At 54.7% G+C, this 20830-nt stretch carries 23 protein-coding genes; 10 read left to right on the top strand and 13 right to left on the bottom strand.

All coding sequences use genetic code 11. From position 1 onward, the window contains the following. Positions 1 to 19: 19 nt before the first annotated feature. From IMCC12053_RS09545 to IMCC12053_RS09515, 7 genes are all read right to left on the bottom strand, one after another. Complete coding sequence (locus IMCC12053_RS09545; RefSeq protein WP_062218502.1) at positions 20 to 1324, bottom strand: M16 family metallopeptidase; 1305 nt, start codon at positions 1322 to 1324, stop codon at positions 20 to 22. Beyond that, the gene (locus IMCC12053_RS09540) at positions 1321 to 2652 is read right to left on the bottom strand and encodes a M16 family metallopeptidase (RefSeq protein ID WP_177205502.1); all 1332 of its coding nucleotides are present in this window, start codon (positions 2650 to 2652) and stop codon (positions 1321 to 1323) included. Before IMCC12053_RS09540 ends, IMCC12053_RS09545 begins: the two co-directional genes overlap by 4 nt. A 96-nt stretch (positions 2653 to 2748) precedes the next feature. After that, positions 2749 to 3246: a DUF3035 domain-containing protein gene (locus IMCC12053_RS09535; RefSeq protein ID WP_062218500.1), complete on the bottom strand. Its 498-nt coding sequence runs from the start codon at positions 3244 to 3246 to the stop codon at positions 2749 to 2751. 57 nt (positions 3247 to 3303) lie between these two features. After that, the gene (lspA, locus tag IMCC12053_RS09530; protein ID WP_062218498.1) at positions 3304 to 3777 is read right to left on the bottom strand and encodes a signal peptidase II; all 474 of its coding nucleotides are present in this window, start codon (positions 3775 to 3777) and stop codon (positions 3304 to 3306) included. A gap of 33 nt (positions 3778 to 3810) precedes the next feature. Next, positions 3811 to 5400 carry a bifunctional phosphoribosylaminoimidazolecarboxamide formyltransferase/IMP cyclohydrolase gene (gene purH / locus IMCC12053_RS09525; RefSeq protein WP_062218495.1) on the bottom strand — a complete coding sequence of 530 codons (1590 nt, stop codon included), beginning with the start codon at positions 5398 to 5400 and terminating at the stop codon, positions 3811 to 3813. A gap of 28 nt (positions 5401 to 5428) precedes the next feature. Further along, positions 5429 to 7174, bottom strand: a complete 1746-nt coding sequence (locus IMCC12053_RS09520; RefSeq protein ID WP_062218493.1) for a heparinase II/III family protein — start codon at positions 7172 to 7174, stop codon at positions 5429 to 5431. A gap of 115 nt (positions 7175 to 7289) precedes the next feature. Beyond that, positions 7290 to 8576: an RsmB/NOP family class I SAM-dependent RNA methyltransferase gene (locus IMCC12053_RS09515; protein WP_062218491.1), complete on the bottom strand. Its 1287-nt coding sequence runs from the start codon at positions 8574 to 8576 to the stop codon at positions 7290 to 7292. A 41-nt stretch (positions 8577 to 8617) separates the two neighbouring features. Here IMCC12053_RS09515 and IMCC12053_RS09510 point away from each other — a divergent pair, with 41 nt between their 5' ends. After that, a complete protein-coding gene (locus IMCC12053_RS09510; protein WP_062218489.1) occupies positions 8618 to 8833 on the top strand; it encodes a DUF1674 domain-containing protein in 216 nt (71 codons plus the stop codon). 22 nt (positions 8834 to 8855) lie between these two features. Here IMCC12053_RS09510 and IMCC12053_RS09505 read toward each other — a convergent pair whose 3' ends face one another. Beyond that, complete coding sequence (locus tag IMCC12053_RS09505; RefSeq protein ID WP_062218487.1) at positions 8856 to 9209, bottom strand: hypothetical protein; 354 nt, start codon at positions 9207 to 9209, stop codon at positions 8856 to 8858. A gap of 131 nt (positions 9210 to 9340) precedes the next feature. Further along, complete coding sequence (gene dapB / locus IMCC12053_RS09500) at positions 9341 to 10150, bottom strand: 4-hydroxy-tetrahydrodipicolinate reductase (protein WP_062218485.1); 810 nt, start codon at positions 10148 to 10150, stop codon at positions 9341 to 9343. 113 nt (positions 10151 to 10263) lie between these two features. Between dapB and rbfA the strand changes: the two genes are divergently transcribed. Genes rbfA through IMCC12053_RS09485 form a run of 3 tightly spaced genes read left to right on the top strand, consistent with a single transcriptional unit; the run spans position 10264 to position 12146 of the window. Then, complete coding sequence (gene rbfA, locus IMCC12053_RS09495) at positions 10264 to 10689, top strand: 30S ribosome-binding factor RbfA (RefSeq protein WP_062218483.1); 426 nt, start codon at positions 10264 to 10266, stop codon at positions 10687 to 10689. Then, a complete protein-coding gene (gene truB / locus IMCC12053_RS09490; RefSeq protein ID WP_062218481.1) occupies positions 10689 to 11597 on the top strand; it encodes a tRNA pseudouridine(55) synthase TruB in 909 nt (302 codons plus the stop codon). The genes rbfA and truB overlap by 1 nt, the downstream gene beginning before the upstream one ends. 42 nt (positions 11598 to 11639) lie before the next feature. After that, a complete protein-coding gene (locus IMCC12053_RS09485) occupies positions 11640 to 12146 on the top strand; it encodes a DUF1643 domain-containing protein (protein ID WP_062218480.1) in 507 nt (168 codons plus the stop codon). Between the two features lie 19 nt (positions 12147 to 12165). Here IMCC12053_RS09485 and IMCC12053_RS09480 read toward each other — a convergent pair whose 3' ends face one another. After that, positions 12166 to 13140, bottom strand: coding sequence for a calcium-binding protein (locus tag IMCC12053_RS09480; protein ID WP_062218477.1), 975 nt, complete (start codon positions 13138 to 13140; stop codon positions 12166 to 12168). A gap of 167 nt (positions 13141 to 13307) precedes the next feature. Between IMCC12053_RS09480 and IMCC12053_RS16140 the strand changes: the two genes are divergently transcribed. Beyond that, complete coding sequence (locus tag IMCC12053_RS16140) at positions 13308 to 13601, top strand: DUF5665 domain-containing protein (protein WP_062221151.1); 294 nt, start codon at positions 13308 to 13310, stop codon at positions 13599 to 13601. A 148-nt stretch (positions 13602 to 13749) separates the two neighbouring features. Continuing rightward, positions 13750 to 14019 (top strand): 30S ribosomal protein S15, encoded by a 270-nt coding sequence (rpsO, locus tag IMCC12053_RS09470; RefSeq protein WP_062218475.1) that lies wholly within the window; start codon positions 13750 to 13752, stop codon positions 14017 to 14019. Positions 14020 to 14255: 236 nt separating this feature from the next. On the opposite strand, the gene IMCC12053_RS09465 is transcribed toward rpsO, so the two are convergent. The 3 genes from IMCC12053_RS09465 to IMCC12053_RS09455 form a co-directional block, all read right to left on the bottom strand. Continuing rightward, positions 14256 to 14942, bottom strand: a complete 687-nt coding sequence (locus IMCC12053_RS09465; RefSeq protein WP_236852404.1) for an SGNH/GDSL hydrolase family protein — start codon at positions 14940 to 14942, stop codon at positions 14256 to 14258. A 254-nt stretch (positions 14943 to 15196) separates the two neighbouring features. Next, positions 15197 to 15565, bottom strand: a complete 369-nt coding sequence (locus tag IMCC12053_RS09460; protein WP_062218473.1) for an antibiotic biosynthesis monooxygenase family protein — start codon at positions 15563 to 15565, stop codon at positions 15197 to 15199. A gap of 2 nt (positions 15566 to 15567) precedes the next feature. Continuing rightward, positions 15568 to 15891 carry an NIPSNAP family protein gene (locus IMCC12053_RS09455; RefSeq protein WP_062218471.1) on the bottom strand — a complete coding sequence of 108 codons (324 nt, stop codon included), beginning with the start codon at positions 15889 to 15891 and terminating at the stop codon, positions 15568 to 15570. 76 nt (positions 15892 to 15967) lie between these two features. Between IMCC12053_RS09455 and IMCC12053_RS09450 the strand changes: the two genes are divergently transcribed. The 4 genes from IMCC12053_RS09450 (at position 15968) to tagD (ending at position 20770) form a co-directional block, all read left to right on the top strand. After that, positions 15968 to 16651 carry an ArsR/SmtB family transcription factor gene (locus IMCC12053_RS09450; protein WP_062218469.1) on the top strand — a complete coding sequence of 228 codons (684 nt, stop codon included), beginning with the start codon at positions 15968 to 15970 and terminating at the stop codon, positions 16649 to 16651. 419 nt (positions 16652 to 17070) lie between these two features. Continuing rightward, entirely contained in the window at positions 17071 to 19203 is a 2133-nt protein-coding gene (pnp, locus tag IMCC12053_RS09445) for a polyribonucleotide nucleotidyltransferase (protein WP_062218467.1), read from the top strand. A gap of 169 nt (positions 19204 to 19372) precedes the next feature. Beyond that, positions 19373 to 20350, top strand: coding sequence for a LicD family protein (locus IMCC12053_RS09440; RefSeq protein WP_143090031.1), 978 nt, complete (start codon positions 19373 to 19375; stop codon positions 20348 to 20350). Positions 20351 to 20359: 9 nt separating this feature from the next. Continuing rightward, positions 20360 to 20770, top strand: coding sequence for a glycerol-3-phosphate cytidylyltransferase (gene tagD / locus IMCC12053_RS09435; protein WP_062218463.1), 411 nt, complete (start codon positions 20360 to 20362; stop codon positions 20768 to 20770). The last annotated feature ends 60 nt before the right edge of the window (positions 20771 to 20830 follow it).

Here is a 20830-nt window from a genome sequence, read left to right as displayed (position 1 = left end):
GCCCAAACCAACGCCTAAATTAGTCGGCCTGCACGCCCTCCGGCTGTCCCACAATGACGAATGTCAAAGCATTCGGGTCATACAATTCTCTTACCACACGGTTGATTTCATCAAGTGTGACAGCATTCACCAAATCATTGCGATGCGCGATATACTCGGGTCCAAGACCCACCATTTGCATGCCGACCAAAATGCGCGCAATCGGTGCATTGCCATCAAACCGCAACGCATAGGCGCCCGTCAAATAAGTCTTTGCCTTGTCCAGCTCCTCGGGTGTGATGCCATCGCGCGCCACCTTTTCCCATTCGTCTTTGACAACTTGAACCGCCTCGGCCACCGAGCCGTTTGCGGATGAAAACTGCCCCGCGACCAGACTCCCGTGATCAAAGGAGGCGAGGTACGACCCAATGCCATAGGTGAGCCCACGCGCCTCACGGACCTCGGCCATCAAACGACTGTCGGCGCCTCCACCGAAAATCTCGTTGGCGATAAAGGCAGGAATATAATCGTCATCATCGCGCGCAATCCCTGCGTGTCCAAACAACACAACCGATTGCGGCGTCTCGAATGGCACAACGGTTGTACCGCCTGTCAGCCCCGCAGCAATTGCCTCAGGCATCTCCGGCCCGCTTTGAGCCAGATCTCCGAACAGGTCGTCCACCAATTGAGAAAGCTCGTCCGCCGTTATGTCACCAACAGCACCAATATAAACGCGGTCCCTGACCAGTGCGCCACGATATGCGGCAATCACATCGTCGCGCGTCAACGCAGCAACGCTTTCAAGTGTCCCGTCCGGCGACGTTCCATAGGGGTGGGCACCAAACGCCTGTTCATAAAAAATGGCTGACGCTATATCGCTAGGATCGGTTTGCTTGGACCGGATGACGGAATAAATCTGTCCCTTCACGCGATCAATTGCATCTTGGTCGAAGCGCGGATTGAGAATTGCCTCTCTCAAAAGAGCGACTGCTTCGTCTCGATTTTCGGTGAGGAATTTGGCTGAAATCGAAACGCTATCCATTCCTGCATCAAAGCTGTAACTCGCGGCAAAATCATCTCGGGATTTTGCAAAGGCTTGCGCATCCAAATCGCCCGCGCCCTCTTCGATCAGGGCCATCATCAGGTTGACCTCGCCACGCTTGCCGTCACGGTCAAGGGAGCTGCCACCCCGAAATCGAATTTCAAGCGCGGTAAACGCAATTGAATGCTCTTCAACCAACCATGCTTTCACCCCCCCCGGAGTGGTGATGTCCTGAACGTCTACGGCGGCATGGGCGGTGGTGACGAATACGGCAAACACGCACATTGTAACAAAGCGGATCATTGCGAACCCTCCCCTGTGGACGGCATCAACCAGCCGGTTACAGCATTTGATTTGTCAAACACGGATCGGGCCGCAGCCATAACATCGTCGGGCGTCACCGCACCAAGCACATCAGGCCACGCGGTGATATCATCCAAGGTCAGACCAAGCGTCAACAACTCACCGTAGCGGCGCGACAAGACTTCGATGTTGTCCTCATCATAGATCAGTGATGCGCGCAATTGGGTCTTGAGGCGGTCAAACTGCTCTTGATCCACGCCCTCCTCCAAGAACTCCGCAATTGCTCCGTCCAAAGCAGCCTCGGCATCATTGAGGCTGACATCAGGAGTCGGAACGATGATCAATCCAAAATTTGCCGCATCCAATGTGGATCCGTCATAATAAGCGGATACATAGACAGCCTTTGGATCTATAAACGTTAGCTTTTGCCCCAATACAGATGTCGCCGCATCGCCCCCCAAAAGTGCTGCGAGAAACTGCAACGCTGCCGCCTCAGTCTGGTCGCCTGTGTTGCGCTCGGGAGCAAGGTAGGTTCGGGTAACATAGGGTTGCGCGACACGTGGATCAGACATCGTTAGTCGACGCTCGGACAGCTGTGGGGGTTCTGTGGGCCGAATGCGAGGCGCCAAATCTGGTGTGGGTTTGATCGGACCATAATGTGTTTTGGCCATCTCAAACACTGCCTCAGGATCAACATCCCCCGCCACCACGAGAATGGCGTTGTTGGGGGCGTAATAGCGCTCATAGAACGCGAACGCATCCGCGCGATTGAGCTGCTCTATCTCATGCTTCCACCCGATAATTGGAATTCCATACGGATGGTTAAGGTATTGTGCGGCCCGAAGCTGCTCCATAAACAACGCACTGGGATTATTCTCAGTCCGCATGTTCCGCTCTTCAAGAACCACATTGCGTTCGGTCACAACATCGTCTTCGGTCATCTGAAGATTACGCATACGGTCCGCTTCCATCCTCATCATCAACGGGAGGCGATCAGCGGCAACACGTTGATAATAAGCGGTATAATCCCACGAGGTAAAGGCGTTGTCAGACCCGCCGTTGCGCGTCACAATCTCCGACAACTCGCCTGCGTTCATCTCATCTGTCCCTTTGAACATAAGATGCTCAAGGAAGTGCGCGATACCGCTTTTCCCCATCGGCTCATCTGCGGCGCCAACACCGTACCAGACTGTGTGCACAACAACCGGAGCACGGTGATCCTCAAGGACATAGACCTCTAGACCGTTGTCCAACTTGAACTGGCTCACATCGACCGCAAACAGGGGGGCAGCAATCACACTCATCAACACGGCAAGACTACGGATCATTGGACTACCTATCTAAAAGACTTCATCACATACTTGCGACACCGCGCACAAAGAACAAGCGGTGGTGACGGTGATGTGATCAAAGCTGTGGGATTGTTAACTGCGCGGTGGTGCAGATGGGACATTCACACCCAGCGCGCGCAAACGCCGCCACTCAGCAAAGGCGTCTAACGAAAAGCGCTTGTACGTCCGCTCATACTTGTCTTTTTTCCAAGGCAACCCGACCCATCCGCTACGCTTCAACTTCGTCGCATTATCTTGGGCCAAATCGGTGCGGATTGCGGGCTCAACGCCAAACCGCGACGCATAGGACACGATCCCGCCGTCGACGCCACCGCCCAGGTTGGGCCGTCCGCCAAGCGCAACAATCGCATCTGATTTTGGCTGTTGATCCGCCAAATTTCCGCCCTTGGGCGTAGGCGCCGGCAGAAGGGTAAAATCTGTTGGGGCTTCCAAAGGCTTTGAGGGGACAACCCCAAACTCGTCTGGTCCCGATGAAATCGCAGATGGACGCAACTCGGACTTTGGCGCGCACGCCGTAAAAGCAAGAAACGCCGCGAGGCACAAACCTGTATTTAGAGCCTTAACCTGCATGAATACCGTTCCTTAAGCCGCTTGCCTGTTTATCTGTAACGGATGCAAGCAAGGACGTCACGCCCGCTTTTTGTCTTCGCCCGTGAAAAGGATCAAACCGAACGCTCCGGCGAAAATCGCAATATCGGCGACATTAAACGAGTAGGGATTGGAAAAGCCACAGCACGACATGTTTAGAAAGTCCGCGACAGCCCCATAAACAACACGGTCAACGGCATTTCCCAGCGCCCCGCCAACGAGCATCCCCGCGCTCAGGTTCCCAATCGCAGAAAACCCTTCCTTGCGAACCCACGTCACCACCCAGATCGAAACACCGACAGCCAAGGCAACCCAGACCCAGCGCATAAGCGTGGCATAATCGGAAAATAGCCCGAAATTGACGCCTTCGTTCCATGCCATGCGGAACACGAGATACGGTTGGACCACAATGATTTCACCAACGGATCGAAGGTTGAGCGCATGCACCACAACCCACTTCGACATCTGATCAAGTAGGAAAATGATCAAAGCAGTCCAAAGAGTTAGGCGCATGCGCTCTCCAATTCGTTGTTGGTTACCCGTGGCCTAGTGGCGGAAGTGACGCATTCCGGTAAAGACCATGGCGAGACCGGCCTCATTGGCCGCATCAATTACCTCTTGGTCGCGCATCGAACCACCCGGCTGAATAACGCATGTCGCACCCGCCGCGGCCGCCTCAAGCAAACCATCAGCAAACGGGAAAAACGCGTCAGACGCCACAGCGGACCCGATCGTCAGCGGCTCGGACAAACCCATTGCATCTGCCATGCGCTCCGCCTTTTTGGCGGCGATAAGCGCACTATCAAGACGCGACATCTGCCCCGCGCCAACGCCAACCGTAGCTTGGTTCTTGACGTAAACAATGGCATTGGATTTGACGTGCTTGCCAACTTTCCACGCGAACAGCAGGTCTTGCAGCTGCTCTGGTGTCGGCGCTTTTTCCGTCATCACGCGCAGGTCGTCGAGACCGATAAAACCCGCATCTTTGTTCTGAACAAGCATCCCGCCCGCAACCTGACGCACCGTGTTGGAGGTCGCCAAAACGTCAGGCAAACCATCCGTAGTCAAAAGGCGCAGGTTCTTTTTCGCCGCGAAAATCTCTTTGGCCTCGTCGGATGCACCGGGTGCAATAACCACCTCGGTAAAAATCTCCACGATGGCTTTTGCCGTCTCGGCATCGAGTGCCTTGTTCAGCGCGACAATACCACCGAATGCAGACGTGCGGTCGCAATCGAATGCCTTTTGATAGGCCTCAAGGAGGGTCGCACCCTTTGCCACACCACATGGATTGGCGTGCTTGATAATCGCCACTGCTGCGGTTTCGGCAGGATTAAACTCGGCAACTAATTCAAACGCGGCATCGGTGTCGTTGATGTTGTTATAGGACAACTCTTTGCCCTGATGTTGAGTCGCGGTCGCGACACCTGCACGCGCGGAGCCGTCCACATAAAACGATGCCGTTTGATGCGGGTTTTCACCGTAACGAAGCGTCTGTTTGATCTGACCTGCGACCACACGGCGGCGTGGGGCGGTCTCGCCAATGGCATCAGCCATCCACGATGAAACAGCGGCGTCATAGGCACCCGTGCGGGCATATGCGATCTGCGCTAGGTTTTGACGAAACGCATAGGTCGTCTGACCGTCATTGGCGTTTAACTCGGCGATCAGGGCATCGTAGTCCTCGACATCCACGACCGTTGTCACAAACCCGTGGTTTTTAGCCGCCGCGCGGATCATTGCAGGGCCACCAATGTCGATGTTTTCGATCATCTCGTCATAATCAGCGCCACGCGCCAATGCCGCCTCGAACGGATATAGGTTCACAACCAACAAATCGATTGCACCGATACCGTGTTCGGTCATAGCGGTGACATGATCAGCGTTGTCGCGCAGAGCCAACAATCCACCGTGCACCTTAGGATGTAGCGTCTTGACGCGCCCATCCATCATCTCGGGAAAGCCCGTAACGTCCGAGACGTCTTTGACGTCCAAACCCGCATCGCGCAGCGTTTTGGCGGAACCGCCGGTGGAGAGCAGCTCGACACCTTTCTCGGCCAGTGCTTTGCCCAGTTCAACAAGGCCGGTTTTGTCGGATACGGAAAGAAGCGCGCGCTTTACAGGTGCGAGATCGGTCATGTGGCAGTCCCCAGATCAAATATCTAAATCAACTCAAAGTCTCGTCATCCATCTCAAGATCACGCAGGGTATTTGGCGTTTCCTGCGCTTTCGCGAGAGTCCAACGGACGCGGGTCGCATAATCCATTGCGGCGGCAGATAGAACCACTTGTTTGCTCGCGCGCGGTTTTAATCGCCCTTTTTCGAGATAAACGGACCTCTCAAGGCTCAAAGTCGCGCGACCGTCATGACGAAACACCCAAATTTCACCCGACTTTAGAGCGATCGAGACCGCCGCCCCGCCCATATCCAATTCGGCATCAACATCCGGATGAAGGTGAAACCGAACTTGAAACGGGATCCCCTGAAGTTTTTGACGATCCATCATTCGGTCGAATTGCTTTTCATCGGCGCCCGTAATCGTCGCAAGCGTATCTTCGCCCGCCAATCCACGGCCGTCATGGCTCAAATCGATTTGGCGCACGTGGGTCAATCCGTGAGTGCTCACATAACCATTGTGCCCCCCAACGAATCCGACGTCTTTGCCCCCATCACGCATTTCAATGCGAACGTCCGTTGGAACATCCACCAACAATTCACGCAGGTGTCCGCCAACCATCGTTTTCGGGCCAAGGCGCGATGACGAAAAGCCCTCGATCCCGAGTGTAGAATGAGACGGAGTCGCGCGTCCGGCACGGCGCCAATCGGGTCCAAAGGTAGCTCCCGACCCACAATTGACAATCACAGGCCGGCGACCCGAGGTCATCTCGAACGCTAAGGTCGATGCATGGGCATTAAACGATACAGGAACAGCAGGCGGTGGGGCTGCATCCGTAATTATGGATGTCCGCCCCGCATGAAGCCGCAAATACCCCATGTGAAGCCCCTCACCGGCAGCCTCTCGACTACCCGAGGCCGCCAAAGCATGGTCGAGCCGACCGTCAGCGCCGCGACCCCCACCGTGGAACCGCGCCAAACCGCCATCCGAATGGCGCAGCGCACGCAATGTTGGCGCAATACGCGTCAGGGCAGACAGGTGCGCATCATCGGCCACCCGCCCCGCCTCCGAAAGCGCGGATGCGGCCCACGTCAACAGCGTAAAGACCTCTAACAACTCTTCGGGGTTGCGTGTTGGCAAACCTCCCATCGCATCAATTCGCGCGTGACACTCATGCGCCAAAGCTTTCACTGCGGGTGCGACGTGATCTTCCATCCCCTGCAACGACAGACCCGCATAGATGAGGCCCGTCAGCGCCTCAAATCGCGGCAAGCCCTCAGAGGCCGTATGCCACCGGCGCGTCAGAAAAATGGTTTGTTGAGCAAGGGTCTTGTAAAAGGCATCGGATGTGGCGGTTTCCTGTCCAGACAGGAAAAAGAGCGCATGATTGATCCACCGGATGAGACGCCGTCCAGTCAAGTCGGGCGTCCACCCCGCACCAGACCCGTTCATATGGCGGCGCATCCATTCGTTGATCCAGTCATGCGTGCACGCCCGTGCGTTCACATCACCAACCGCCGCCAAATCGTCAAGCCATGCAAAGCCATGGAGATCTTCGGCAAAATCCGGTGTCGGCGGTGCGATGTCCCATATCGACGTACGCGGCGCCTCGACAAGATGCCCCGCGAACAAAAAATTGCCCGCGATCAACTGTCGTCCTTTGGCAAAAGAGCCCATGGATTTTGGTTCTGGCTGGGACACAAATCCCATCGCGGGCTTGGTCCGCGAGGCTCTCCACGCATGAATACGGTTCATGCGGCGAATGGTCTTTTCCCGCCAATCGTCTTTCCGCGACATTCGCGCCTGCCTCACTAAGTAATAACGTACGCCCACTCACGCGTGTGGGTCATCATTTTGGAGGCCACGATAGCGGGGCGAGGCATGTCTGTCATTGCCGTTTTACGACTTTTGCTTAGGTGTGGCGAAAAACCGTGATGAAGAACCCGTCCATACCGCCCCGATCCGCCCAAAAATCTGGTCGAGTGCGCAATCCTTCAGGGCCAATCCACTCGGGATCGACACCCTCAATTTGCAAAGCCTCCAAGTCCACAGTCAAACCCGCGTGACGCGCCAAGGCATCGCGCACTTGCTCCTCACCCTCATCGATCAGCAAACTACAGGTGCAATACACAAGCCGGCCACCCGGCTTGAGCAACGCCAATGCACGGTCGATCATGTGCTCTTGCAGCTCGAACAAAGACGGAAAATCCGATCCGTCTTTTGCATAGGGCAAATCGGGGTGACGTCGAATCGTACCCGTAGCGGTACATGGCGCATCAAGGAGAATTGCATCAAACGGCCCGCCCTCATATTCCAAGGCGTCACCGACTACGACCTGAGCAGACAAGCCGCAACGCGCGAGGTTCTCGGACACACGTCTCATGCGGATTTCAGAAATATCAAGCGCGGTCACATCCGCGCCCGTTGCCGCAATCTGCATGGTTTTTCCACCAGGGGCCGCACACATGTCCAAAACGTGCTCGCCCACCTGAGCCGCGAGAACGCGTGCCGGCAACGCCGCAGCCGCATCTTGAACCCACCAGTCGCCCGCATCAAAGCCCGCCAACTTGGTCACTTGAACCGCGCCCTCGACGCGTACAGAGCCCGTGGGCAAAACCGTCCCGTGAGTTGCACTTGCCACTGCCGCAACGTTTGCTTTTGCAGACAAATCAAGGGGGGCACCTTTGGCCTGAGCGACCTCCATCGCGGCAACGGTCGCCTTTCCAAAATCAGCAATCAATGGCTTTCGCAGCCACTTTGGCATCATCGGCGCAGGCAAGGTTTCCCACTTAGCCACCTCTCCCGACACCTTGCGCAGAACGGCATTCACCAGTCCCTTAAAATGCGCGGCTGTGGCGTTTTCTTTCACCAAGGATACATAGGCATTCACAACGCCGTGCGATGCCTCACCTGCGGCGCACATTTCATAGACACCCAAACGCAGCGCATTCATCACATGCGGGGCGGGCAACGTCGACAAATACGGCCCCAACATCCGGTCGCAGCGATCCATAAACCGTAGGCATTCTGTCGCGAGACGCTGTGCGCGCGCACGGTCATCAAACGCTAGAACGGCGGTTTTCTTTGTCAGAACTTCTGACAGTAGACGTTTTTCGATCGTCACCGCATCAAGCAATGCGAGGGCCACGCGGCGCGGATCAAGGCCCGCGACTTTAGGAGAACTTGTTTTCATGGTCATGGCGCGTATATCAGAATGAACGCACGAACAAGGATTAGACCATGATCGACACCCCTAAAAAACGCATCGTCATCAACGGGCGTGACATTTCCGACCTGCCACCCGCCGCCCAACGCGCCCTGATGGAGGCCGAGGAGCGCCGCCAAAAGACACAAGATGCCGTGGATGCCATGCCAATCGAGCTTGGTGGCCGCGATGGCCCCGAACCCGTTCGCTACGGCGACTATGAGAAAAAAGGGCTGGCGATCGATTTCTAGACCCTGAGGCCACCACGGTCGCTCATCGTATTGAGAATGTCGCGGATTGCCCCGTGCCACGATCTGCGGTGAACTTGATCTTTGTGCCGTTCACTTCAACAGTCTGGCAATTTGGGCCGAGGTCTTCAGCCCCAAAAAAGAGATCTCGGCAAAAATATCCCGCGTCCCACACCCATGCACCGGTGACATCTTTCCCAAACGCACGCCCGCTAATCGCGCCATTTTTGGACACCACCAACTCGATACCAAGCCGCGTCAGCGCGCGGCCCTCGACAGCACTCGTAAATTCAGGCCCGCTTTGGACACGCGCATATGTATCGGCAAGGGCGTGCAGCGGAGCACAGACTGCGCACAATAGAACAAAAGCTCGAACCATGAAAACTCCTAGATAATAACATCTAGGGTACGCGCCAAAGCTGAACACGGATTAAAAATCGCGCAATATTTTTGTAACGGGCCCGTATTTTTGTAACAGGTCAGTTTGTAACACACGGGCGTTACGCGCCCCTACAGACCCAGAACGTCCATCATATCATATTCACCCGGCTTTTTACCCTGCCCCCAAAGTGCGGCTTTCACGGCTCCTTTGGCGAACAAAGACCGGTCGGTCGCGACATGGCGTAGAATGACGCGATCCTCACCGCTGATAAACATAACATCATGTTCCCCCACAATGTCGCCACCCCGAATGGCCGAAAACCCGATATCGCCCTGCTTGCGCGCACCGGTTATTCCGTCCCGTCCAGACTCGCGTACATCATCCAATTTAACCCCACGCCCTTCAGCGGCAGCTTCGCCAAGCATCAATGCCGTACCGGAGGGGGCATCAACCTTGCGATTGTGATGTGCTTCGACCACCTCGATATCATATTCATCATCGAGCGCCTGTGCGACCATCTTTGTAAGCTTCGTCAATAGGTTAACGCCAAGAGACATATTCCCCGCACGAATGATCGTCGTGTGACGTCCAGCGGGTTCTAACTTGGCGATTTGTGTATCACTCATACCCGTTGTGCCAATCACGTGGACACAGTGAGCCTGAGCGGCCAGCGCGGAAAAGGCCAACGTTGCCTCGGGCGCTGTGAAATCAATCACGGCCTGCGCATGGGAAAACGCCTCTAGCGCATCATCTGTGACGAGCACGCCGAGGGCCGCGCCCCCCATTGCTTCGCCCACATCACGCCCGACCCAATCATGCCCCTCGCGCTCGACCGCGCCGACCAAAGTACACTTATCGGAGGCCATAACAGTTTTGATCAGCATTTGGCCCATACGGCCCGATGCGCCTGTGATAACGATGCCAGGAAGGTTGGACATGTGAGGTCTCCAGTGAAACAAGCGTGAATGACGTTGCGCGTGGTTTAGCGCGTGGTTCGTTATTTGGCAAAGGCTCGCTTGCATGAACGGGCAATCGGGCTTATCTGGCCCTTATGGCAAAACGATCTCATTCAGGCGGGCCAAGTGGCTCGCACCGCACTCTTCGCATAGGCGAAGCAATCCGCAGACGCCTGTCGGAGCTTCTCTCGCGTGGAGAAATTCATGATCCCGACCTCACCGCGATGTCTATTACCGTGGGCGAGGTCAGTGTGTCGGCGGACCTGCGCGTGGCAACCGCCTTTGTGCTGCCGCTCGGCGGGAAAGACGCGGAAACTGCATTGTTGGCGCTACGCAAAAATCGCGGCGAAATTCGCCATCACGTTGGAAAAGCTCTCGGCATCAAACACACTCCAGAGCTGCGATTTGCGCTCGACGATACGTTTGACCGCATGGATGCGACGCGGCGCATGTTTGCGGACGAACGCGTTCAGCGCGACATCAACAAAGACGACACCCCCGAGACCGACGAGGAAGAGTAATGGCCCGACGCAAAAAGGGACGCGAGCTCCACGGTTGGTTGATCGTGGACAAGCCCGCAGGCATGACATCTACGTCTGTCGTGAACAAAGTTCGCTGGGCGCTCAACGCCCAAAAAGCAGGCCATGCAGGCACGCTTGACCCTGATGCAACGGGCGTTTTGGCCGTAGCTTTGGGGGAGGCTACAAAGACTGTTCCTTTCATTACAGACGCATTAAAATGCTACCGTTTTTCCGTTCGTCTTGGTCAAGCGACCAACACGGATGACGCCGAGGGCGAAGTGCTCAGCGAAAGCGACATGCGCCCGTCTGACGATGACATAAAAGCGGCCCTCGCACCATTTCGCGGTGACATCATGCAGGTGCCACCCAAATTTTCAGCCGTAAAAATCGACGGCGAACGCGCCTACAAATTGGCCCGCGATGAGGCCGACTTCGAGATCGCCGCTCGCCCGCTTTATGTTGATATGCTTAGCTTTATTGAGCGCACAGACGACGACCACGTTTTACTCGAAATGGTCTGTGGCAAGGGTGGCTACGTGCGCGCAATTGCGCGCGATCTTGGCGCGGCCCTAGGGTGTTTTGGCCACGTCGAATGGCTACGCCGCGAGTGGTCCGGCCCATGGGATGCCAGCGATGGAATCACCATTGAGGCCATCGATGAGCATGCAAAGACTGACGCGCTCGACGCCTATATTCGTCCCATACAAGAGGGCCTGTCTGATCTGGACGAAGTGCGTTGTACGCCTGATGGCGTTATCCGCTTGGGCCATGGCAATCCCGGTATGGTCTATCCGGCTGACGGCGTGGAATATGGCGACGAAGTTTGGGCCTCATTCGAGGGACGCCCCGTTGCGGTCGGTGTTTTCAAATCTGGCGAATTGCACCCCTCACGTGTGTTTAACCTGTAAGGCTGCCTTGCGCAGACATTCGCAAACCGCCAACTATATTGAATGATCACGCGCACACATATCAAGGGCGATGCCCCATCCGTTGCTATCTATTCTGACTGTGAAAGATACAGATATTCTTTGACCCGCACATGGGACACGCAGGGCCGCAAAGCCCTGTTTGTGATGCTCAATCCATCCACCGCGACCGAAGTGCAAAACGACCCGACCGTGGAACGGTGTGAGCGCCGCGCGCGTGTGTTGGGGTTTGGGGCGTTTTGCGTGACCAACATCTTTGCGTGGCGCGACACCGACCCTAAAAATATGCGCGCCGCGGCTGACCCGATTGGCCCCGAAAACGATACAACCATCTTAGATTTTAGCGGTTGGGCCGACGATATTATATGTGCATGGGGGACACATGGTGCGCACTTGTCGCGTGGCGCAACCATTGAGGCACTGTTGCGCGAAACAGGTCGCGATCTATATCACCTTGGCCTATCGAAAGCAGGGCACCCAAAGCATCCGCTCTATATTTCTTATGAGAAAAACTTGGAACTTTGGCGTTAAGCGAGGCCGGCCCAAGCGCCTAAACCCCCGTCACGGTAACAACGCCAGGGTCCAAATCAACGATGCCCGTTACGGTCGCAATAGATATAGAATTCAACCTGATAACACTCGACAGGCCATCGTCCGTTGGCGTTATACCAAGGACAACAGGTCCATCTGCTGCGGTCACGGGATCAACCTCGATCGTAATGGTATCGACGCGCGGGTCAAAGTCCGCGATCTCGATCGTTGGCTGACCTGTCTCAGAATCAAACTCCATCACGAATGCATCGCGGCCAGTCCCGCCGTGCAAATAGTAATCTGAATGCGCGTCCGATCCTGCGACCAAGGTGTCGTCACCATCCCCGCCATACAGAATTGCCGATCCATCGCCCGCAAAAATCTCGTCGTCGCCTGCATTCCCGAACACAATAGCCGCGTCATCGCCGGTCCCGATTGTATCCGCCCCAAGACCCCCCGTCACAACGTTGAGCGTCCCGTTGGTGTCGAGTGATGCAACGCCATCCACAACGCGGATGGTCGCGTCACTCCCGCCTTGCTGGCGGTCGTCAGGCAACGCCAAGGCGTCACCACTATCATCGAGTGTGTAGGTCGTGATCTCACCACTTTGGTCGCCCGTTACATTTTCAACCGCAGTATTGGCGTCTAGCACATCATCTAAATCCGAGCCGATTGGCCCCGGCAATGATGGCGCATCTGGATCGGAAAGCATTGATAAATCATCAGAATTTGAGCCAACGGGTCCAGCCATCGCGATCTCTTCGGGATCATTTGGCAAGAGGGCGGGTGGATCATCGCCGCCCAACTCCCTTTGTGTACTCGACACCAACGCGGAGCCAGACAAAAGCTCTGCCAGCCCCGACGATGTCGCCTCCTCATCTGACGGCGGCGGCACCGACATGTCGTCTGATGCGTCATCCTCATCGGGCGCAGACGCGTCGACAAACATGAATGCAGCGGGAAGGATTCCCAATAGTGCAAAGGCCCATAACATGCGCTTACCCCCTAAAACGAAACACGTCTTACATACGCCAACACGTCCTTTTTTCGCAGCGAAAGATACGAACAACTTAACCTAAACGCTTGTTAAGCATCGCAAAATTTCAACACCTACGGTTCTAGGCTATTGTTTTTTCTGTGAAATCTCTTATCCTTTTTGCCATGACACATCCAAATTTACCAACCGACGATCTGGCTGCTTTGACAGCCGAGATTCACCGATTGAATGAACATCGCTTTGTTGCAATTCACAACTCAACTTGGAAATTGATGTGGTTTCAATTACTTAGAGGCCTTGCATTCGGGTTCGGGTCTGTGGCCGGAGCGACGATATTGGTGTCTATCGTTGGTTTTATTCTCAATCAGATGGAAGTTGTTCCAATTGTAGGCGAATGGGCCAAACAGTTGGCGACCGAAATCATGACCGATACGCGACAGATCGAGGCGGGTCAGTAAATCGACACGGTCATAAACTGCTTCCTTTTTTGAAGGAATCCGCCTATACGCGCCCATCCGTGCAGGAATGTGCGGTGATTCATGGGCCTTGCTGGACGACATCCCGGCCTGCGCCGTCTTCGTACCCTAACCTTTAAAGGAGACCCCGATGTCGATTACTGTAGAAGAAAAAACACGCCTAATCAAAGAGTTCGGCACCAAAGACGGCGACACTGGTTCGCCCGAAGTTCAGGTTGCTATCCTCTCCTCGCGTATCGCGACGCTCACCGAGCACTTCAAAACACACAAGAAAGACAACCACGGTCGCCGTGGCCTTCTTATGATGGTTGCGAAGCGCCGTAAGCTTCTTGATTACACGAAGTCAAAAGACGAAGCACGTTACCTTGACCTGATCAAGCGTCTCGGCATCCGTCGCTAAGCTGACCGACAGTTATGTGAAAAGCGCGTCCTTCGGGGCGCGCTTTTTTCATGCGCGGGCCTGACATCCGACATCAGAATTTCAACACCATTCAGACACATAGATTAAGATGTTTCACATGTTTGAGGCGGGCTGTTTGATAAGTTTCATACCTTTAGGGCGGGCTATTTAAACATTTCCCGACATCAAAACGCCACTTCACCCCATCTCAAAACCGCCAAAACCGGCCCCAACGCTTAACGCGACTTGTCCGCCTTTTGGATGATCCGTGCCACCTGCGTGCCAATCAATCGCGAGGCCTTTACCGAAGGGTGGATCATATCCAGACCGTGCATGGAGCGATCCCCGTCTGGCGTCAGGTCGGCCAAGGACAAAAACGTCACGCCTGAGTCGCGCTGCGCCATATTTGTGATGCGCTCCTCAAGCGTATTGCCGAACGGCAAACAGACATCGATGACGCTACCAACGCCCGGACTGCGCAAATAGCCGATGTAAACGATACGTGCGCCCGTTGCACGAATGCGCGCGATGAGTTTGGGAATGTCGCCCGTCTGGCCCGTTGGATCAATCATGCGCGATATGCGGCGATCACAGGCCCTGCATCCGCACCCCAAAAACAAATCATTGCCGCCACCGGTCATAATAACCCAATCCCACCCTTTGGGTTGAAATTGGCTGTCAATGCGCATGCCAAGCGCCCCCGTGATCGGCAAGGCGTGAATGATCTTTGCACCGCCCACCGAGTTATTTATGACGGGCTCGCCCAACTGTTTGGCCACAACATCGGCAATCGATTGCCCCGAAACGCCGTGCCACGCCATGAGCGAGTCGCCAATGGCGAGAATACGCGGCGCGTCCTGTGCGGTGGCGGGCGCGCACAGAGCAAAGAACAGGCCACTAAAGAGAGCAAACAAACGGAACAAATTAAACCTCACGACGTCAGGAGCGATGGTGACAAACGCAGTATCGCACAACTCTTTGCGGAAGTTTACAGATTTCTAGACGCGCTCGGTAATGGTCGGTCTAACACAACATTCGGTGAGAAAAACTGTCGTGGGGAGGTGGGTGATGTAAGACAAAGCACCATTTCGTTGCAGCTACACCAATGACTGCTTTTGCGAGCCGTTCAACAAAAGTGGTTTTGGCGGGCGGCATGATGAAACCCCACGAGCTGCCACTACTTGCGATTATCGTTGTCCTCGCTCGTATGCACGGCTTTTGAATCTGTCGGCGCTTCAGCGCGGTCGAACATACCGTAGTCACGAACCACGCTCGCAATCCGAAGGCGGTAGTCGTCAAAGACGCCGTCCCGTCCTTTGGCCTGCGCCCCTCGATGGGCATTCAGCGTACGCCACCGTGCGATTGCGGCCTCATCTTCAAAGAATGATAGCGACAGAACTTTACGCGGGTCCGTCAGGCTTTGAAACCGTTCAACCGAGATGAAGCCCTCAATCCGGTCAAGCATCGGACGCATTTCGGCGGCGATATCAAGGTATTCATCCTTACGACCTGTCGCGGGCTCAACTTCAAATATAACAGCAATCATATTTATACCTGCGCGCCGTGGGGCGTGGAAACGAGCTTTAGAAAAGTCCGGTCCTCGCGCAGTAGGAATTTCTCTTTTTGGGCAAATTCGTAGTTTTCGCGCCCAAGCGGATCATCAGCCAATCTGGCACGATACGCTTCATAATCCGCGAGGCTTTTTACATTATAGATGCCATAGGCCAATGTGCTGGACCCTTCGTGCGGCGCGTAATACCCAATGAGATCGGCACCGCAGCGTGGAATCGCTTGTCCCCAATTGCGCGCATATTCCCCAAATTGGGCTTTCTTCGTCGGGTCGATTTCGTATCGGATCACGCAAGTCAGCATTTCAGGCTCCTTTTCAAAACTGTTGAGCCGTTTCTATCTTGTTGCCGTGGATAAATACTTCGACTACGCTCGAACTATGAAAGAGGGTCCTGATATTGCCCACATCGCCGCACTGATCGGTGATCCGGCGCGTGCGAACATGCTGACTGCTTTAATGAGCGGGAAGGCATTGACGGTGAGTGAGTTGGCCCACGAGGCTGGCGTGACCATCCAAACCGCCAGTTCGCATCTTTCGAAGCTTGATCAAGGCGGCTTATTACGACCGCGCAAACAAGGACGGCATAAATACTTTTCGCTTTTCAGTGATGACGTTGCCCATGTTCTTGAGGGTCTTATGGGGCTTGCCGCAGGATCAGGCCATTTGCGCAAACGCACTGGCCCAAAAGATACGGAGCTGCGCAAAGCGCGTGTCTGCTACAACCATCTCGCCGGGGATATGGGGACGCAGCTGTTCGACAGCCTAATGGCGCAAAGGCACCTTGTTCTGGTTGGTAAGGATCTGAACCTGACCGACAGCGGCGCACATTTTGTGGCAGACTTCCAGATTGATCTCTATGGCTTACAAAGCAACCGGACACCGCTTTGCCGCGAGTGTCTGGATTGGAGCGAACGCAGGTCACATTTGGCAGGAAGCCTTGGCCGTGCCTTCCTGAGCCGCTTTGAAGAGATGTCATGGGCGAAGCGAGACCAGAAAACCCGTGTGGTGACTTTTAGCAAGGTTGGTGCGCAGGAATTTGAAAAGCTGTTTGCCGTTGAATGATAGCGGGACGTATCAAAGTAATTCACTTATGGAACATGCAGAAGCGGCCGCTTGTCACGCTGCCAAAAACCCGGTGCAAAACTTGAGTGGGTTTTGATTGCACTTCAATAACGGTCATCCATGCATAATGCAGCATCGGACACAGTGGGCTCAAACCGCACCGAGGCCCCCCGCTCACCCCATTCAAGTTGGTATTCGCGGGAGAGCCCGCGGGACACGCGCACAGACCCACAGACGCCCACTCATGCACCCCCTTCCCAAAAGCCCTCATTTGCTATATGTGCGCGGCATATCTGAGACGTATGTGCGACGACCCCCGCACAGCGAAAGATAGATACGCGGGGTCGGCGGCAATGCGGCCGCCATATATAACGGGAGACCCGACAGGGGTCGGGAGTGCTCCCAATTAGGATAACTAGATGTTCAACGAAGTGAAAAAATCTATCCAGTGGGGCGAAGAAACGCTGACACTGGAAACGGGCAAAGTTGCCCGCCAAGCTGACGGCACCGTCATCGCCACTCTGGGCGAGACCTCCGTTATGGCCAACGTAACGTTCGCCCGCCAGCAAAAACCAGGGCAGGATTTCTTCCCGCTTACGGTTCACTACCAAGAGAAATACTATGCTGCCGGTAAAGTTCCGGGCGGCTTTTTCAAACGCGAAGCGCGTCCAACGGAAAAAGAGACGCTGACTGCGCGTCTCATCGACCGTCCGATCCGCCCGTTGTTTGTGCCGGGTTTCAAAAACGAAGTGCTCGTGATGTGTACCGTTTTGTCCCACGACCTCGTCAACGATCCCGACGTTGTTGCCATGATCGCAGCCTCCGCGGCTCTGACGATCTCTGGCGCGCCGTTCATGGGCCCAATCGCCTGTGCACGCGTTGGTTATGAAGATGGCGATTACATCCTCAACCCGACTGTCGACGACATGCACATGTTGCGCAACAACCCCGAGCAGCGTCTCGATCTGGTTGTCGCAGGCACCAAAGACGCCGTGATGATGGTTGAGTCCGAAGCATACGAGCTTTCCGAAGACGAAATGCTTGGCGCTGTGACCTTTGCACACGAGCAAATCCAGCCTGTTATCGACCTGATCATTGATCTGGCCGAAGATGCAGCCAAAGAGCCGTTCGACTTTCAGGCGCCTGACTACTCCGCCTTGTCCGCTGCCATTAAGGCTGCTGGAGAAGCATCCATGAAAGCGGCCTACGCGATCACGGACAAGCAAGAGCGCGTTGCCGCTGTGTCTGCTGCCAAAGAGGGTATCAAAGCCTCCTTGAGCGAAGAGCAGCTTGAGGATCAAAACCTCGGCGCCGCTCTCAAGAAACTCGAGTCTTCGGTTCTGCGCGGCACTGTCGTCAAAGAAGGCAAGCGTATCGATGGTCGCGCACTCGATGAGATCCGTCCCATCCTGTCCGAAACCGGCATCTTGCCCCGCACACACGGCTCCGCCTTGTTTACACGCGGCGAGACACAGGGTTTGGTTGTGACCACACTCGGCACCGGCGACGACGAACAGATGATCGACGCGCTCACCGGCACGTATAAATCGAACTTCATGCTGCACTATAACTTCCCTCCCTACTCGGTCGGTGAAGTTGGTCGTGTGTCTGGCCCAGGTCGTCGCGAAATCGGCCACGGTAAATTGGCATGGCGCGCGCTTCAGGCTGTTTTGCCTGCTGCAACCGACTTCCCATACACCGTGCGTGTTGTGTCCGAGATCACTGAGTCCAACGGCTCGTCCTCAATGGCGTCCGTATGTGGTGGCTCCTTGTCCATGATGGATGCGGGCGTTCCGCTCAAATCCGCTGTGGCGGGTGTTGCTATGGGTCTGATCATGGAAGACGATGGCGAATACGCCATTTTGTCCGACATCTTGGGCGACGAAGATCACCTTGGCGACATGGACTTCAAAGTGGCCGGCACCGAGGCGGGTATCACCTCGCTGCAAATGGACATCAAGATCGCGGGTATCACGCCAGAGATCATGGGCAAAGCCTTGGCTCAAGCCAAAGCGGGCCGTTTGCACATCCTTGGTGAGATGAACAAAGCTCTGTCTGGCGCGGGCGACTTCTCCGTGCACGCACCACGCATCGAGACGATGCAGATCCCAACGGATAAAATCCGCGAAGTGATCGGTTCGGGCGGCAAAGTGATCCGTGAAATCGTTGAATTGTCTGGCGCAAAAGTCGACATCAACGACGAAGGCATCATCAAAATCGCATCCGCGAACGGTGAGGCAATCCAAAAAGCTTACGACATGATCCACTCGATCGTCGCCGAGCCTGAGGAAAACAAGGTCTACAAAGGTAAAGTCGTGAAGGTCGTCGATTTCGGCGCATTCGTGAACTTCTTTGGCAAGCGTGACGGCCTCGTGCACGTCTCCCAGATCGAAAACCGCCGCCTCAACCACCCGTCTGACGTGCTCAAAGAAGGTCAGGACGTTTACGTGAAACTCCTCGGCTTCGACGACCGCGGTAAAGTCCGTTTGGCCATGAAAATGGTCGACCAGACAACAGGCGAAGAGATCGCAGAAGAAAAGTCCGAGGAGTAATCCTTAGGCTACGCCCCGAGCCTTTTGGGCTCGGGGCTACTCACGTTTACACTGCAAATTTCAGCATATTGGAACTTTTGCACTGCGGATGCGATATTGACCGCAGCTTGAGATTATTAAATATCATTCAAAATAGTTTATCGGTCAAAACCTAAGCGAGGGCATACAGTTGCCAACATTAATTAGACCGCGCAAGTTGCGCACAGACAAAGAACCCCTCTCTGAGCAGTCTTGGAAGCAACTACGGGCGTTCGACGCGCTGTCGGAGGCACCAGATACAGCGACCAATCTAAGTCTGAGACAGTTACGAAATCCGCTCTCCAAAGTTCCCCGTTCGCAACGTGGTGTGGAATGGACGGAACGCGTTGTCATCGCTTACTGCATAAAACAACAACGCAGCCCGCGCGTCAGATCACTGAGGCGCCGCATTATTGGGTATTGGGAGGAAAACGGAAAGCCCGAGAACGCACAGGATTTTGCCATGCGCGTTGAACGCGCTTTATTGGCCGGCGACCCATCCCAAAAAAGCTTTTTTCTTCATTTCGAGACCCGTGACGGCGCGGAGACCGCAAAAGAGCTGCACGACGTTCTAACCACTCTAAAAGAATTGGGCCTCAATGTTTTCCTGAATTCTGGAACGCTTCTTGGAGCCGTGCGGGACCAAACGTTCATCAAGCACGATGACGACATGGACATCGGAGTTATTGTTAATTCGACACAACCCCTCGATGTAGCAGATGAACTTATCGCGCTGCATAAGGTGCTCAAGGCTAAACTCGACCTTCCAATCAAGACGTCTTTCAACAGTCCAGTTCTAAAAATAAAGTTGGCATCCGACATCGTATTGGACATCTTTCCAACGTGGTTTCAGGATGGAAAAGTTTACATATGGCCGCACACATTTGGCGAACTGACAAAAGCCGATCTTTTACCATTGAAAACAATATCTATGCACGGCTATGAGATGCCCGTTCCCGCTGAACCCGAAAAAATGCTTGCTCTAAACTACGGTGAACAATGGAAAGTTCCCGATGCAGGGTTTTCATTTCCATGGGCAGAGGCAAAAATCCGCCACAAAATTCTGTTAGAACGCTACCGCTCCAAGGTCAAATGGTACGCTTTTTTCTCTTATTTCAAGCGTGGTTGAGATAGCGTCATGACAACAATCATCACCTACGGCACATTTGATTTGTTTCATCTCGGCCATGTACGCCTTCTACACCGCCTATCAAACCTTGGCGATCGTTTGATCGTTGCCATTTCCACGGATGAATTCAACGCGATCAAGGGTAAAAAGTGCATCATGCCTTTCGAGCACCGCATGGAAATTGTTGAAGCTTGCCGATACGTGGATAAGGTAATTCCGGAACGCAACTGGGAACAAAAGCGCGAAGATGTCGTGCGCGAAGGCGCGGATATTTTTGCTATTGGTGACGATTGGGAGGGAAAGTTCGATTTCCTAACCGACTTATGCGAGGTTATCTATTTGCCGCGCACTGATCATGTATCGACCACGCAGTTGCGCGAGACAGTACTTGATATTTACGCAGATAAATCGGGCAAATAGCCGCAGAAAACGTCACGAAAAAGGCCACCCCTAGGGGTGGCCTTTTTGTTTTGTTGAGAA

This window comes from Celeribacter marinus (genome assembly GCF_001308265.1).
GTDB lineage: Bacteria > Pseudomonadota > Alphaproteobacteria > Rhodobacterales > Rhodobacteraceae > Celeribacter > Celeribacter marinus.
Note: the sequence above shows the minus strand (reverse complement) of the source record. Positions and strands in the feature narration are given on the sequence as shown.

Bases quoted from the DNA above. Each gene is read 5' to 3' on its own strand.
- dapB (WP_062218485.1), bottom strand. From the start codon at position 10,150: ATGTCCAACCTTCCTGGCATCGTTATCACAGGCGCATCGGGCCGTATG.
- IMCC12053_RS09545 (WP_062218502.1), bottom strand. From the start codon at position 1,324: ATGATCCGCTTTGTTACAATGTGCGTGTTTGCCGTATTCGTCACCACC.
- tagD (WP_062218463.1), top strand. From the start codon at position 20,360: ATGACAACAATCATCACCTACGGCACATTTGATTTGTTTCATCTCGGC.
- truB (WP_062218481.1), top strand. From the start codon at position 10,689: ATGGCCCGACGCAAAAAGGGACGCGAGCTCCACGGTTGGTTGATCGTG.
- IMCC12053_RS09535 (WP_062218500.1), bottom strand. From the start codon at position 3,246: ATGCAGGTTAAGGCTCTAAATACAGGTTTGTGCCTCGCGGCGTTTCTT.
- IMCC12053_RS09455 (WP_062218471.1), bottom strand. From the start codon at position 15,891: ATGCTGACTTGCGTGATCCGATACGAAATCGACCCGACGAAGAAAGCC.
- IMCC12053_RS09460 (WP_062218473.1), bottom strand. From the start codon at position 15,565: ATGATTGCTGTTATATTTGAAGTTGAGCCCGCGACAGGTCGTAAGGAT.
- pnp (WP_062218467.1), top strand. From the start codon at position 17,071: ATGTTCAACGAAGTGAAAAAATCTATCCAGTGGGGCGAAGAAACGCTG.
- IMCC12053_RS09540 (WP_177205502.1), bottom strand. From the start codon at position 2,652: ATGATCCGTAGTCTTGCCGTGTTGATGAGTGTGATTGCTGCCCCCCTG.
- rbfA (WP_062218483.1), top strand. From the start codon at position 10,264: ATGGCAAAACGATCTCATTCAGGCGGGCCAAGTGGCTCGCACCGCACT.
- IMCC12053_RS09515 (WP_062218491.1), bottom strand. From the start codon at position 8,576: ATGACCATGAAAACAAGTTCTCCTAAAGTCGCGGGCCTTGATCCGCGC.
- lspA (WP_062218498.1), bottom strand. From the start codon at position 3,777: ATGCGCCTAACTCTTTGGACTGCTTTGATCATTTTCCTACTTGATCAG.
- IMCC12053_RS16140 (WP_062221151.1), top strand. From the start codon at position 13,308: ATGACACATCCAAATTTACCAACCGACGATCTGGCTGCTTTGACAGCC.
- IMCC12053_RS09485 (WP_062218480.1), top strand. From the start codon at position 11,640: ATGATCACGCGCACACATATCAAGGGCGATGCCCCATCCGTTGCTATC.
- rpsO (WP_062218475.1), top strand. From the start codon at position 13,750: ATGTCGATTACTGTAGAAGAAAAAACACGCCTAATCAAAGAGTTCGGC.
- IMCC12053_RS09520 (WP_062218493.1), bottom strand. From the start codon at position 7,174: ATGTCGCGGAAAGACGATTGGCGGGAAAAGACCATTCGCCGCATGAAC.
- purH (WP_062218495.1), bottom strand. From the start codon at position 5,400: ATGACCGATCTCGCACCTGTAAAGCGCGCGCTTCTTTCCGTATCCGAC.
- IMCC12053_RS09480 (WP_062218477.1), bottom strand. From the start codon at position 13,140: ATGTTATGGGCCTTTGCACTATTGGGAATCCTTCCCGCTGCATTCATG.
- IMCC12053_RS09510 (WP_062218489.1), top strand. From the start codon at position 8,618: ATGATCGACACCCCTAAAAAACGCATCGTCATCAACGGGCGTGACATT.
- IMCC12053_RS09505 (WP_062218487.1), bottom strand. From the start codon at position 9,209: ATGGTTCGAGCTTTTGTTCTATTGTGCGCAGTCTGTGCTCCGCTGCAC.
- IMCC12053_RS09450 (WP_062218469.1), top strand. From the start codon at position 15,968: ATGAAAGAGGGTCCTGATATTGCCCACATCGCCGCACTGATCGGTGAT.